This window comes from Enterobacter sp. FW301-JW81, from assembly GCF_058788735.1.
Map to the genome: position 1 here is coordinate 304448 of NZ_JBYTBA010000003.1, position 14618 is coordinate 319065.

General features: G+C 58.3%; 5 protein-coding genes and 1 pseudogene. 2 read left to right on the forward strand and 4 right to left on the reverse strand.

The window, feature by feature from the left end:
- Positions 1–21 precede the first annotated feature (21 nt).
- Positions 22–249: pseudogene (locus AC3WOK_RS12505) on the forward strand (SymE family type I addiction module toxin); the annotation flags it as partial.
- A 45-nt stretch (positions 250–294) separates the two neighbouring features.
- Here AC3WOK_RS12505 and AC3WOK_RS12510 read toward each other — a convergent pair.
- The 3 genes from AC3WOK_RS12510 to AC3WOK_RS12520 are packed head-to-tail and all read right to left on the reverse strand — an operon-like array spanning position 295 to position 12275.
- Entirely contained in the window at positions 295–654 is a 360-nt protein-coding gene (locus tag AC3WOK_RS12510; protein ID WP_429055908.1) for an immunity 8 family protein, read from the reverse strand.
- Positions 651–10586, reverse strand: a complete 9936-nt coding sequence (locus AC3WOK_RS12515; protein ID WP_492354660.1) for a hemagglutinin repeat-containing protein — start codon at positions 10584–10586, stop codon at positions 651–653. The genes AC3WOK_RS12510 and AC3WOK_RS12515 overlap by 4 nt, the downstream gene beginning before the upstream one ends.
- Before the next feature lie 12 nt (positions 10587–10598).
- Positions 10599–12275 carry a ShlB/FhaC/HecB family hemolysin secretion/activation protein gene (locus AC3WOK_RS12520; protein WP_492354609.1) on the reverse strand — a complete coding sequence of 559 codons (1677 nt, stop codon included), beginning with the start codon at positions 12273–12275 and terminating at the stop codon, positions 10599–10601.
- Between the two features lie 261 nt (positions 12276–12536).
- Between AC3WOK_RS12520 and AC3WOK_RS12525 the strand changes: the two genes are divergently transcribed.
- Positions 12537–13706 (forward strand): DNA repair protein, encoded by a 1170-nt coding sequence (locus AC3WOK_RS12525; protein ID WP_492354610.1) that lies wholly within the window; start codon positions 12537–12539, stop codon positions 13704–13706.
- On the opposite strand, the gene AC3WOK_RS12530 is transcribed toward AC3WOK_RS12525, so the two are convergent.
- Positions 13707–14471, reverse strand: a complete 765-nt coding sequence (locus AC3WOK_RS12530; protein ID WP_492354611.1) for a siderophore-interacting protein — start codon at positions 14469–14471, stop codon at positions 13707–13709.
- Between the last annotated feature and the right edge of the window lie 147 nt (positions 14472–14618).

Here is a 14618-nt window from a genome sequence, read left to right on the forward strand (position 1 = left end):
CCGCTCTAGGGCAAGTGGGTTTCACAGGCCGGGTTTACTGACGGGATGCCGAGCAAAATCCGGGTGATGCGCAACTGCATTGTCATCACTACTCAGAACAGCCGCGAACTATGGGGCTGCGCCGAGGGTTTAAGCGTCGCCCACTTCAACAAGAAGAAGATGAACCAGTGGATCAAAGAGTTTCCGGGAGCGTTGAACGATACCGGCGATCTGCCGGTGTACAAACGAGGTAACGGGCATTTTTCCTGACCGATAAAAGTAAGATCCCGGCTCGGTGGCCGGGATCTCTACTACTTAAGGTTGATAATCTTCATATTCCCAGTAACTGAATCGACTTAATTTGATGGCAGCTTTTGACCAATCGCTATCATTGCAGGCAATGATCTTTTTCTCTACATAAGAAAGGATCTCATCATAATCATATTCTTCGACAATGATCATTCCTTTACCAGACAAAACCTTATTTAATACCAGCTCGTTTTGAAGCCAAATTGGCGTACATACCAACATATCAAAAGCTTCAGCACCGTTTTGATCATTAGGTCCGATCATTAGCCTGATCCAACAACCAAAGTTGACAGGATCGGTTGGCCAATAGTTGATTAAACTATCCTCCAGTTCCAGCGATCTCAGCCCTTTCAATTCAATATTCATTTAGTTATATCCAGATGTCCATTGCTGATAGGTCTCCCCGTTGGCGTCAGTTTTTGTTCAAAATTGGCCTGAACCCCCGTCGTGGCATGAGGGCTATTTGGTTTAGTAGAAGGCGGGCGATAAACTCTCAATCCATCAGAACTGACCCATGCGGTACCATCACTGGATACTCGATACCCTGGCCCTACCCATGCTTCACCCAATGCGTTAGCGTCCTTAGCTGTCGCCTGACCTAAACCAAAATTACCTTTATTCCCTTTTGCCGCATCCCTCAATATACCTATCTGTTCTTCGATAGGTAGGGAAGATATATTACCGACATCGGATTTATTTGGCTGAGATTCAGCGCTCCGCGCATTATCCTCATCCTGCGGCTCCCAGCCTCCCGGAGTCCCCGACCCCGCACCGCCCAGTTCAGCTTTCTCACCATCCGTCAGATCCTTGCCAATATTCGGATTCGAAGCACTCCCGGAACCGTACTTATCCTGAAGCGAGCTGAGATACTTACTGGTGATCTCATCATTGCCCATCATTTCCAAGGTAACAAGATGATCCAGTTCATCAGCGGTCAGTTTGTCGGCAAGTGTTTTCGCCACGGCTCCGGTAATACCGGCCTTGACACCGATTTCTAGCAACTGCTCTGCAACCTTCGTCCGGCACGGTGCTGCAACCGCGCAGCCTCTGGCAACCAGTGCAAGCGAATTTGACTCCGCCGCCGATTTCCCGGCCTGCGCCCCCGCAGCAGCCGATGACGTTCTGTCTCCCGCTATTCCTCCGGCCATCCCCGCCGATATCGTCGCCAGCGTGCTGACCGTCTGCTTCTGCTCCTCACTCAGGTCACTCACCGCTTTGCCCGGGTACAGCGACGCCATTATCGCGTTCGCCGCAAGCTCCCCCGTGACCGCGCCCGCAGCACCCGCCGCCGCACTGTTGCCCTGCAACGCTGCAACCGTACCACCCAGTATGGCGTGAGCAATGGCTTTCGCCGCCGCGTTGTCGTCGATGCCCATACCGTGGCCGATATAATTTGCCAGTTCCGGCGCCGACGCCCCCGCCAGTGCCGCCGTCAGGTCTCCACTTGCCAGCCCCTGAAGCGCCGCCGTTGCCGCCTGAATGCCACGCTGAATGGTGCTGCCCGTACCAAACTTCGCCTGCTCATCCCGGTACTCCGGCGTCTCTTTCAGTTGCTCAACCGTCAGGTCAGGGTGCGTCTTACGCGCTTCCTTCAGCGCATTCAGCTCGCCCTGCGTTCGGGCGATGTCGGCCACCTGTCCGCCGATATCGCTGATGGCGCTCACCTGCGCAAGCCGCCGCTGCTCCTTCTCCTTGTCAAATATCGGGCTGATGCTGTCGTTCGCATGCTCCGTATCCCGGCTCAGGTTAGCCACATCCTGCTGCTGGTTCGCGGTATCCCGGACGGTGATATTACCCTCACCCACTGCCGCCTGCGTCGTGCCTTCCGCATGACCGCTGCTGCCCGCTACCGATACCACGCCACCCGGCAGGTTGCCCTTGAATGCATCACCGCCAAAGTCACCGCCGCCGCTCAGGCTGATGCCGCTGTGGCTGACCTTATAATCCGCCTCGTTGTGGATATCACGGAAGCCCAGCGTTCCCGTATCGAGACTGTTTTTGTCCGCCGTCGCCGTCGAGGCAATCACCGCACCGTCAAGCTGCGTGTGGCGTCCCACCGTCACATCAAAGCCGTCTTCACCCGCGAAGAGCCCTGTCTGCTCCTGCACCGAGTCATACGTGCTCTTCATTTTGTCCTGGCTGGCACTGATGTAGCCGGACCCCGTCATGCTGCCGAAAGAGAAGCTGCCGCCTGCCGCCGCGCTGTTCTGCGTTGATTTATAATCGTTGCTGTCCTGTTGGCTGCTCATCCACAGGTCACGCCCAATATCCGCAACGATTTTATCGCCACTCATCTGCGCGCCGTTCAGAATGGCGTCCCGACCGCTGGTCATGGAGACCGTCCCGCCGCTGTCGAGCGTTGTTTCCGTCCACGCCGTACCGTCTCCCTTTTCACTGCCTTTCGAAGCATTCACGTTCGCAAACACGCCGATGCCGTAACCGCTCTTCCCGCCACCAATGCTGACGCCTGCGCCGCCACCGCTGCTGCTGTTCTTGCCGGTCGTCTGCTGCGTGCTGGCCGCACCGCCCAGCACAATGTCGTTCGCTGCGACAAGCGCGGTGTCGCCGCCCGCCTTCAGCTGGCTGCCACCGATAAGAATGTCGCCGCTGTTATCGCCTTTCCCTTTCCCGGTCGCGGTGATGGACAGATTATTCCCCGCATTCAGCGTACTGCCCGCAACCGTGTCACTCTGCATGTGCTGCTCGGATTTCGATTTCTGCGAGGAGAGCGAAACGCTTACGCCTATACCGCTGTTGGGATCGCCGTTAATCTGCGCCATTTCCGCGCCCTGCGACGCCTGTACGCCTGACAGTGCCGCTTTGGTGGCTTTCAGCGCCGCAAGGCGGTCATCGCTCTCGTCTTTCGCGTCGCGTGCGGTGGTGACCGCATTGTTCACCGCGCTACCCGCCGCCCCGGACAGTGCCACCGTCAGCCCGCTGCTCTTCTGCTCAAACGTCTCATCGCGGGTGCGTTTGTCATGCCCCGGCTCAATCACCACGCTGTCGCCGGTGAGGTTGATATCCTTCTGCGCGATGATATCCGCCCCGCCGATATGCGCCTGTTTGCCTGCCGTAATGCTGACGTTACCGCCCGTTGATCCGACGGTGCTGAAGCTCTCGCTCTGGGTCGTGCCCTGCTCGCGAAGGTCGTGGGTGGTTTTGCTGCTGCCGATGGTGAAGCCGATGCCGCCCGTGCCCATCAGGCCGGACTTTTTGGTCTCCTTGAAGCGCCATGAGGTGTCGGTGTTGGTCGCCGCCACGATGTCCACGTTATTGCCTGCAGACAGGGCCACGTCGCCGTCTCCGGCAACCGCAGAACCTTTCACCAGCAGGTTGTTCCCTGCCGACACCGTCACGTTGTCGCCGCTCAGCAGCGAGCCTTTCTCCCGCGTCGCGCTGTCTTCCTCGATAGTGTGGGTGGTCTTTTTACTCAGGAACCCGCTGCTGGTTTTGGTTTTCTCGCGGTAGCGGTAATCGCTCTCCGTTGCCGTCGTCAGGTTCACGTCGCGCCCTGCCGCCACGCCGATATCGCCCTGAGCAGTGACCTCTGCCGCCTGCGCGGTCACGTCTCGCCCGGCGACGATCGCCGTATTGCCGCCGCTGGCAATCTCCGTTCCCTGCTGACGAACAGATTCATCGATGGCGGTTTTTTTCTTCGCCTGGCTGCTGGAGCGTTCCGTTGACGCTTCCGCCAGCAGATTCACATCCCGCCCGGCCTGAATCCCCACATCCCCTTCTGCGGCCATCGCTGCCGCACGGGCGTTCACGTCGTTACCCGCCTGTAGGGTGAGATCGCCGCCCGCACTCAGGGTACTGCCCTGATGCGTGACCGACGCCGTCTCCGTTGTCGCGCGGTTGCGACCGGAACGTCCCTCGCTCGTCGCCATCTCGTTGGCGGTGATGTTGATGTCATTCCCCGCCGCCATGGCCAGGCTGCCGCCCGCCGACACGTTTGCGCCGGTCACGTTGATATCCTGTCCGGCGCGCATCGTCAGCCCGTCGGTGGCGGTGATGGAGGCCGTCCCGCCCACGTCCGTGCCGCTAAAACGCACATTGCCCGCGTCGACATTCCACTGCTGCGCGCGGGTAACGTTGTTAATGCTGCCGGTGACGCTCTCCAGCCCTACCGTTTTACCGCTGATGGTGGAACCGATGTTGTTGATGTCCCCCAGCGCGCTCAGGTTCAGCCCACCGCCTGCGCTCAACAGCCCGGCGTTGAGATTGCTCAGGCTGTTGCTGCTGTCGATTGTAAGGCCATTCTGCGCCGCGATCGTACTGCCGCTGTTGATGACGTTACCGCCCGCCAGCTGGACGTTATCACCGCTAATCACGCTGCCGCTGTGAACGGTGACGTCCTTCGGTGAAAGGTAGACTTTCGGGATCATCACCGTTTGGCCGTTGAGGGTCGCCGCTTCCCACCACAGCAGGCTGTGGTCAAGCGCGGCAACCTGAGCCGCCGTGAGCGCCACGCCGAATTTCAGCCCCAGCGTTTTCTGCTGCTCTGCGGCGCTGTCCATCAGGTAGCGCATCTGATCGAGATCGGAACCGATGCCGTTGATATAGCGGCTGCCGGTCTGGTTGAGAATGGCGTTGCTAACGTAACGGGTATCAAACGCCGCGTCGCCGAGGAACCGGTAGTCGCGGTCCGGGTTCAGGCCGAGCCTGTCCAGGAAATACGCCGAGCCAAGGAACTGGTTCCGATCGGTATACGCACTGTTGGTTTCACGCGGCGCATTGCCGGGTTTTATGCCGAGCAGGTCATACAGTCCGTCAAACAGGCTGTCGTCCATATTGCCGAGGCCATCAAGCTTCGGGTTCACCGTAATCAGATACGGGCTATCGGGATCGGTTGACGGGACAAAATAGCCGTTGTTGCCGGACGGCAGTGGATAGTTTCCGCTGCTGCCGTTTTGGTCGGAAAGTGATGAACCACCGGAAATATCTTTCAGGGCGTCGCTTAACGCATCACGCCATTGCGGCGTGGCGATGTCCTGCGTATCGGTTTCGACAAGAGACTGCGCCTGCTCGCCGTTGGCGATGGAATGGTTGCTGAGTGGGGTCAGCGTTGGGGCAGCAATCGTATTGCTAAAGCCGTCCGTGTTCGCGGTGACGAGCGTGTTGCTGATGTCGGTAGTGAAGGTGGCGGAGACATTGCCGCCAGCACTAATGACGGAACGATACACCCCGCCATCTGATTCAAATTCAGTTTTGCGGTCGCCTAAAATATAGGGTACCCAGCTTCGATATTGGCGTTGTTCTTCATCCCACCAGTACCAGGTATCACCGTAACCTGACAGTGGACTCCAGTCATTACTGCCACAATCATCATAAAACCATTCACAACGGTATTCTGCCTGGACGTATGTGATACGTCTGCCCCCTTCCGCAGACATATTATTCAGTTTATCGCCAGAAAGTATGGCGTTACGACCAGCTATTATCTGGCTGGCTCTGTTATCCAGTTCTCCAGCACTAATCGAAATGTCTCGTCCAGCTGCGATTCTTGCACCTGATCCATTAGCAGTAACAGACACAACAGATTCACTTAGCAGAAATTGACGGATGTCCTCTCCGGCAAGACGGTAGCGAATGTGATCTGAACACTGGCCACTACCATTAGCTCCACTACCGGCGCATCGTTCATACATTTCGTACTCAACGTTGCTGCCATTGTTTTTCCACTCCTCAAGACTTATTTCAATATCAGGCGTCTTATTGCCTGTGTATAAGCCGTTGGAATATTTTCCCCCGTCGGGGATAGCGTCTGGATATTCCTGTTCATGTTTACTCACCGCCAGACCGTCGGCTTCATTCAACAAATGTGATGTCTTTATTGTGATATCACCTTTTGTCGTTTCGATGGTTCCAGAACGGTTTATGATCTCGCTGCTCGCCGCACCCGCCGCATTTTTCTGCATCCACAGGCTATTCCCTGCCAGAATATCGCCGTAGACGTTATGCATACGGTCAGCGAAAAGCTGCATATTATTCGCGGCATAAATCAGTGCGGTATTGAGCAAGGTGCCCGCAGTATTCATCGTCAGGCTGCCTGCCGTACCGGTAAAACCATTTACGGTAATGTCGCTCAGGCTGTTAAACGCCACGTCGCCGCCTGCAGAGAGGCTACCGGCTGTATTGAGCAAAATACGTTGCGCGCTGAACGTGCTGTCACCCTTACCTGCGGTGAACTGACCGTTGTTGGTTAACGCCCCACCGGCGCTCAGAACGAGGCTGTTTCCCTGTAGCGTGCCATTATTGGTGATATCACCCTCAGCGGTGAGAGACAGGGTGTTGCTGGCGGCCAGCGTTCCACTGAACTCCAGCGCACTTAACAGATGAAGCGTGACATCCCCCAGCGCCACAATCTGACCCGCGTTGTTCAGCGTGCCGCTTTTAAGCGTGAGATTACCCGCGCTGAACAACCTGCCGCTGGTGGCATTGGTCATCGCATCGCCCTTCACCGTAAGCGAAGCGGTGCCGAGTGCCGTACCGCGGTTATTCAGTTTTTGATAGTTAACCAGCAGGTCTGCACCCTGCAGCGTGCCGTCGTTGGTGAGAGTCGTTCCCCGTAGCTCGGCGTTGTCGGTCGCAAGTATCCGCCCATTATTCACGGCGTTCACCGCATCCAGCAGCAACCTCACCGCCTGAACCAGCCCGCTGCTGCTGTTCTCCAGCTCCGGCGCGGTCAGCGTGAGGCTGCCGCCAGAGAGCACTTTGCCGTCATTCTGCACGCGGGTGGTGGCTTTTACCGTAGATTCTCCACCGCCCTGTATCGTTCCCTGATTATTCAGCGTGGCAGCCGACGCCGACAGCGCGTTCTCACTCAGCAGCACGCCGCTGGCGGTATTGCTCAGTGCCCCGGCCGTATTCAGCGTTAGCCCTTCCCCCTGAAGCCGTCCGCTGTTGATCAGCTGCCCTGTCGTAACCGAGGTCGTTTTCCCCTGGATTTGCCCGGCGTTGGTCGCATTGCCCGTATCAAGCGCCAGCGCGCCTGCACTGAGCAGTTTTCCACCGGCCAGATTGTTCAGCTCCTGATTCATGGCAACCGACAGCGCCTCAACGCCGGTGATTTCACCGCTGTTGGTCAGCGTCTTCCCCTTCAGCGTGAGGTGCTTCGCAATCCACTGCCCGCTGTTTGCCAGCGTCAGTGCTGAGAGCGCCAGCTCACCATTTGAGGTGATTTTGCTTCCCGTAGTGCCGATAAGGGTGCTGTCGATTTGCGCATCCAGTAAATTTTCTGCCTGGATCGCACCGCCGTTCGTAAGCGCCTGCGCATTAATAAGTACCCGTTTCCCCTGCCATTGCCCTGTATTTCGCAGATCGCCGCCCGTCACGGACAGGTCGGCTGCGGTCAGCAACGATCCCGACGCGTCATTCACCAGCGTCAGTAACGGCGCCGCCATCTCAAGGCGGGCAGCGAGCGTCAGGGCGGCAATCCCGGTCAGCGTTCCGCTGTTCGTGATGCTGTCCTGATGCGCGGTGACGCGGTTCCCCTGAACCGTGCCGTTGTTGCGCAGCGTATTTCCCGTGAGCAAGAGATCGCCCGCCGACAGCAGGCTGCCGTTATTCACGGTATTGATGGCATTCAGCGTGATGTCGCCCTGACTCATCAGTTCGCCGGTATTGCTGAGCGTACCGATGGTTGAGGCGTCCAGTGAGCCGGTCGCAAGTGAACTTCCGCGGTTAATCCAGTCACGCCCGCGGAGGCTGACGTTCTCTCCCTGTAGCTGGCCTGCGGTGGTCAGCGCGGTTCCTGAAAGGCTGAGCGCCCCACCCGTGAGCGTGCGGGAGCCTGCCAGTAAATCCAGCATTCCGGCGGTCAGAGACAGTGCGCTATCGCCCTGTAACAGACCGGCACTTTCGAGGCGATCGGCATTCAGCGTCAGCGTCTTCCCCACGATGCTGCCCACGCTGGACACCGACTGCGCCGTGATGCGGTTTGCCCCGTGAGCCAGCAGCAGTCCCCCCGCGCTGTTATTCAGCGAGTCGTAATCAACAAGAAGTGAGGCGCCGCTCAGCTCGCCGCCGTTGGTCAGGGTTGAGCCAGACAGGGAAAGCGCGGCATCGCTGGTGATAATGCCGGCGTTTTTCAGTTCAGCGAGTGAGAGTGACAGCGCGGCCGGACTGTACAGCACCCCGCTGCTACGGTTATCCAGCAGACGGGTGACCAGTGAAAGCGTCGTTTCGGCGTGGATCAGGCCACTGTTAATGACGTCAGGGCTGTCGATCGCGAGCGAGGAGGCCGTCAGCGTCCCGCTGTTGCTGAGATGACCGGTTTCAACCTTAAGCCCTGAAGCCGATGATTTTCCCGCGTGGTTGAGGCTGTTATCCGCCTTCAGAATCAGGCTGCCTTTGGCAGCCTGCGTTCCTTCAAGCTTTGCATTGAGCACGTCCACGCTGATGCTGTTGCCCTGCGTCTGTGCCGTGGCCGTAGTGTTGAGGCTGTTTCCGTGCAGAGTAATGGCGCCACCCGCGCTGGTTTCACCGGCAAGCGTGGTCACGGTATTGTTAAGCAGCAGATCCCCGTCGCTGTGGGTGACTGACTTTTCGCTGGCGGTGAACGTCTGCGCAGAGGTCGTGAGCCCCCGGGCACCAGAAAGCGTACCGCTGTTGACGATCTGCGCCGCGTTCAGCGTCAGCGCGTCATCGCTGATAAGACTGCCGCTGTTGTTCAGGTTACCGCTCGCGATAACGGTGGTTTTGCCTTTTGCGCCGGTGTCGCCGGAAAGAGTGACGTTGCGTGCGCGGATATCCAGCGTCGAGGCACTGTTCAGCGTGCCGGAGCTGGTGATATCGGTCCCCGAGACGGTCAGGCTGTTGCCCTGAACGGTGCCGGTATTGCTGAATGTCCCGGCGGTAATCCGGGTATCCGCAGCGGCTGCAAGCGTGCCCTGGTGAGTGAGGCTGCCCGCGCTGACGGCGAGGGATCGTCCGGCGACATTGCTGCCGTTCAGCTGGCTGTGGCCGGACGTGGTGAGCGTGATATTCCCGCTGGCATTGGTGGTGCTGCTGCTCTCCTGAGTCAGCGTCTGACCGCTGAGCGCAATCGCTGAGGCACTGAGATTTCCGCGCTGTACCAGCTCGCCAGCCTCAACCGACAGCTGCTGGCCCGCGACGACAGCGCCATTAAGCACCGCGTTTTCCGCACCGTTCACGGCAAGGTGACGACCGGCACCCGCCTGGGCATCGGCACTCTGGATAACGCTTTTTGCCGCAAGCGTCGCGTCGTTTGCGGCCGTGAACGCACCGCCGTTCTGCGTCAGCGTGCCGCCGGTTGTTAACTGCAGGTTTTCATCGGCGGCGATGCGGGCCTGGTCAAGCGTCAGAGCGCTCTGACCGGAGACGGTTAAACTGCCACCCGCTTTATGGTCGCCGCGTAACGTCACGTCCGCCGCGCTGACCGTGGTGCTGCCGCTGGCAAGGGAATTTTTCAGCACCACTTTTCCCGCGCTGTTGAGCGCAATATCCCCCTGACGCGCGTTAAGGTTGCCCAGGTTTACGCCCACACCCGCCTCACTGGAGACCAGACGAATGCGGTTGGCGTACATGCCACCCAGCGCGCCGGTGTCTACCGCCACCTTCGGGGCTTCGCCTTCACCTTTTAACGCGCTGACGCTACCATCCGCCGCGACGCGGTTCGCCCCGGTAACCAGACGTAAATCTTTCGCATGCAGTTGCGCATTGATCTCGGTCGCGCGGGAAATGATCGACACCGCATCGCTTTGGCTACCATTCAGCCCCGCGCCCTCGATGGTGACGGCGCCTTTGGTCACATCAAGCGACTGCAGCTTACCGCTGGCATCGAGCACCGGTTTACCCGTGGTGAGCGTCACATTCGGCGTATTGATAAACCCGCAGCCGTTACAGGTGATGCCGTAGGGGTTCGCCACAATGACGTTAGCCGCCTTGCCCGCGACTTCGGTATAGCCCTGTAAATTCGAGCGGTTAGTCCCGGTGACTTCGTTGATGATGCCTTTGGCTTCCTGCCCGGCTTTCAGGTTGGGGTTGTTCTGAATAATCCCGCCCAGCTGGGTCTGGTTGAGCTGCCCGGTCGCGTTATTGAGGATCAGCCCCTCTTTCCCGACGTTGTAATCGTTGTACTTGTTATGGGAAATACCGGATTGATTCGGCGTGGCGATGTTCACCACCGGCACGCCGTTGGCCGCCTTGTCCATCTGCGTATTGCCGGACGGGGTGAGGGTTGCTGCCATCGCGGGCAGCAGCGGCTGCGTCGTCAGCAGCACGCTCAGTAACGCGCTCAGCGCGCGCTGCGAAAAACGAACCTGATCCTGTTTCATCATCCCTGTCCCTTAGAAAGCCACTGATACGCGGTAATAAATCGTGAGGTGGTCCGGCCCCAGCCAGTCCGGGTACGCCATCGGTGTGCCAACGGTAAACTGGCTTGAGTAGTTACGATGAGCCGTCGTAAGACCCAGTGCAGCACCCCACAGCGTGCCGGAGGAGTAACGGTCGAAACCGTCCTTCTTCAGCCAGCCGCCATCGATTGCCGCCAGCAGGCCGACATCCCCTACCCACGGCAGCGTAAAGAGCGAATAATTCAGCTCATTTCGCCAGTAGCCGCCTTTATCGCCGGAGATGTACTGCTCCTTAAAGCCGCGCACGGAGGCTTCGCCACCCAGCGTCAGCCGCTCGCTGCCGTACAGCCGGTCCGGCGACCACTGAAAGTAGACGCTGGTCAGCCACCACAGCCTGTCCGCAACGGGGCGCTGAAAGCTGCCGTTTACGCTCCATTTGCGAAACTCTGCTTTCGGCACATCGCCATGCTTGTCGTTATCATCTTCTGCGCCAAACCACGGTACCCCCTGAGTAAAGGTCGGGTTCAGGGTCGCCACGCCGGAGGCGATTTTTTGCGTGTGGTTAAGGCCCAGCGAGAAACTGGAGAGCTTGCGGCTGCTGGTGGCCAGCAGAACATCGTCGAGATAGTTATGGTTGATACGGTGCGTGAGACCCGCCGACACGCCGGTTTTGATATCGCCATTGCGGAACAGCACCCAGGAGCCCGTCAGGCGGTGCGTCTCGGTATCCCCCGTCGAACGCCAGAGATAACCGTTATTGTCGATGGTACTGAGGTAATTGCTCCAGCTGTAGCTATAGTCCAGCAAGCCGTAGCCGTAAGGTACGCTGACCCCGGCGGCAAAATTCTGCGCATCATGGCTATTCGAAAAATCGCTGCTGCGCCCGCCGCTGACAAACCACTTATCCGCCAGACCCAGCAGGTTATTGCCGTACACCGCGCCATTGAGCTGCCCGGTCCCCGTACTCTTTTGTCCGCTGTTATCGAAACTCACTGTTCCGCTGAGCGGGAATTCTGGCGTAGCCGTCAGATTAACGATCGAGTAGCCCTGCCTGTCGCCGGGCAAGATTTCTATTTCAACCGGCGTCTGGCGCACGCGATTGAGCTGCTCCATTCCCTGTTCGATATCGCGCAGGTTCAGAATTTTTCCTTCGAGCCCGGGGAAGGTCATGTTCAGGGTGCGCGCCGGAACACCTTCAAGGCGTATTTGCTGGAGCTTACCTTCCAGAACCGCGAGCTGGAGAACACCACCGGAGAGATCCTGTTCGGTCAAAAACGCACGGCTGGTGATATAGCCCCGGCTGATGTACCAGTCAGACACGGCGTTAGTCAGGGTATTTAAACGGGCAATATCAAGGCACTGATTCAGCCACGGCGCAACCAGCCGTTCTTTAGCTAACGGAGAGAGAAGGCTGGCACCCGTCAGTTCGATGCGCGAGATAGCAAAACAGGGGCCTTGTGGGGTCGCGGTACTGTCGGGCTGAGCCGGACGCGGTAACACCACGCTGCGCTCCAGTTCTTCACGCTGGCGCTGATTTTCATCCAGCAGCTGCTGCTGTTGCTGCTGAATGGTATTGCGGTCGGCCGGCGACAACGGGGCGGCGAGTGCGATGCCTGGCACCAGTAACACGATGGCTGTCAGCAGCGTGCGTGCTGATGTTTTCCCTAACACTATTTACTCTCCGCTCAAAGTCCGCTTTCAAACTTGACTGTTAAAAAACGAGCAACTTATTTCAAAAAGTAAATAGTGTAAATATCAATAAAGAAAATAAGGATACTTCTGGCGCATTTTCAGATTTTTGCAGGGATAAATACGAAGCAATATTAAAGAAATCCCCCATCGCGCCGATCATCATCCGTGTGTATTATTTCCTGTAGCGTTGACCACAACTATCCTTAACTCAAATACTTAAGCGCCAAAGCGAAAGGCATCATGAGCACACCGATCAAACGGCTAGAAATCATTAAAAATGCCATTGAGCTGGAAGATGACGACATCATCCACAGCCAGCTGACACGCCTGAAAAATGAAGCGTTTGACGATGAGCTACAGGCGATCGTCGTGGCGCTTGAGGAGAAGAACTACACCGCGGCGATGGCGGCTATCGTCGCCTGGCTGCAGGGCCAGCGCGCGGTTACCCCGTGGCGCGACCCGCAGGTGGCTGCCAGCAAGCTGGAGCTGAAGGCGCTGGAAGAGCGCCTGCGCGATCTGATAGACCGCCGCAACGCGCGGGTGCAGCAGCTTGACGAGTTCAACGATATCTATTTCTCCCGCCTGGGTCCCCTGATGCAGCAGATCCTCGCCCTGCGTAAAACCCTGGCGGAGCTGAACCTGCGGCGTCAGCAGGCGGAGGCGCGTCGTCGCGAGGAAGATTATCGCCGCTGCCAGCGCTACATGGCGCAGGCGGTTGAGGTGCTGGCAACGCTCACCCAGCGCTGGCGCGATCTGCCTGCGGATTCCGTGCAGGCCGCCGAGGCGCGCAAGCATCTGGAGCAGCAAAGCGATCTGATTGCCAACCTGCTGGCCGAGGCGCTGGAGCTGGAGAGCGGCTTAACGCGCGAAGAGGAGCCCGCGCGCCAGGCGCGCGACGAGGCCAACGAAGAGTACGAAAAATATCGCGAGCAGCATCACGATGCCGAAGTGCGGCTGCGCAAGGGCAAAGATCTCTCGGAAGAAGATCGGAACGAACTGAAGCGTCTCTGGCGGCAAGCGAGCAAGCTCTGCCACCCTGACCTGGTGGCAGACGACCTGAAAGAAGAAGCCAACGCGATGATGGTGCAGCTCAACCAGGCGAAGCAGCGCGGCGACGTTAAATCCATTCGCTCTCTGGTGGCCCGACTGCAGCAGGGCTTCGAGCCGCTGATGGCCAGCGACAGGCTGAACGATCTGGAACGTATCCGCAAAAAGATGGCGCAGGTGCGCGAGCAGATCGACATTTTAGTGAACGAGCTGGCGGAGCTGGAGAAAGAGGAGTCCTGGCTTCTGGTCTCGTCGCTGAGCAATATGGAAGCGTACTTCGCTCAGCAGGAGAAAGCGCTGCACGAGGTCCGCGCCTCGCTCGAACATCAGGTGAACGAAGCGCAGCTGGATTCCGCCGCGTGACTACTTGGCGTGCCAGTATGCGCTGGCACGCACCAGCTGGGGGTCAATCGCGTCAGTTTCAAACTGACGGCTCAGCGTTTTCACCACCTTCCCTTCCCCGGTCAGCCAGATGAAGTAGTCCTCCGCCGGGACGCTGAGCGCCGCCAGATGGTCAGCTACCGCCTGCTCGCTGTGGCCCACCACCCAGGTGATGTCGAACGCGCTCAGGTGCGCCAGATACTCTTTATAAGACGCGTCTCCAACCGTCACTACCGCATGAACCTCCGGGCGAACCGGCAGCTTAGCAATGCCCTCTAAGCGTCGGCGCAGCGCGGGCATGCCGGATTCATCACACACGTACAGCTGCCAGGCGTAATCTTCCGGCACAACCAGCGAACCGCGCGGGCCGCCGATGGTCAGCCTGTCGCCCACTTTCGCCTCAACCGCCCAGCAGCTGGCAATGCCGCCGTCATGAACGAAGAAATCGAGCACCAGCTCATGACGGGCCTCATCGTACAGCGGCGTATAGTCGCGCGCCTGCGGACGCACGCCGTCGCCCCAGTCGATGCCTTCATCGGTAACCACCGGCGGCACAAACGTTGCCCCGGGCGCCGGGAAAAAGACTTTGGTGTGGTCGTCGAAACCGCGGGAGCTAAAGCCCTCCAGCGCCTCGCCGCCTAAAACAATGCGCTGGAAACCCGCGCTGGCGCGCTCAACGCGAAGCACCGTCAGCTCGCGAAAACGCAGGTCATTACGAACGCGCTGTGGGTAACGGGTAGATGCCATTTTTAGCCCCTTCTCTGGTGAATACGATATATCTAAATCAATTTTCAAATGATAATGATTACTAATAAGAAAAAATGCAAGATCTTTTAGATTGCATCTGAATATATCTTAGATATAGTTTAGATATATCAAATTGAAGGGCATATT